1 pseudogene is annotated in these 451 nt (G+C 72.3%); it reads right to left on the reverse strand.

From position 1 onward, the window contains the following. Positions 1-451 (reverse strand): annotated as a pseudogene (locus L995_RS03850) (acyl-CoA dehydrogenase family protein); the annotation flags it as partial.

Raw genomic sequence — 451 nt, forward strand, 5'->3', positions numbered from 1 at the left:
CCGCGTCAAAGCGCTGCGCGGCCTGCAGGGTCAGCAGGCGCGCGCCTTCCAGCGCGGCCCACAGCTCGCCATACAGCGCCTGGATGTGGGGGTCTGCGCCGGCTGCATCGGCCGGGGACTTGAACCAGGGCCGCGCCTCGTTCAGCGTGTAGCCGCGCGCCTGCTCCAGCGCGCCCTGGGCAATGCCCAGGAACAGATGGGCCAGGATGAGCTGGGCCAGCAGCGGGCGCAGCGCGGCATGCGGCGTGGACAGCGGGCCGGGGTTCAGCAGCAGCTCGGCCTCCTCCACGCGCACGCGCTCGAACAGGGCTGAGCCGCTGTCGGTCTGGCGCTGGCCCATGTTGTCCCAGTCGCGCAGCAAGGTGATGCCCGTGCGCTCGGTGGGCACCACGCCGATCAGCAGCTGGCCGCTGTCGGCATCGATGGCCGAGGCCACCAGCATCTGACGCGG

Source organism: Delftia sp. ZNC0008 (assembly GCF_000799035.1).
In the GTDB taxonomy this organism is placed as follows: Bacteria; Pseudomonadota; Gammaproteobacteria; order Burkholderiales; family Burkholderiaceae_C; genus Comamonas; species Comamonas tsuruhatensis.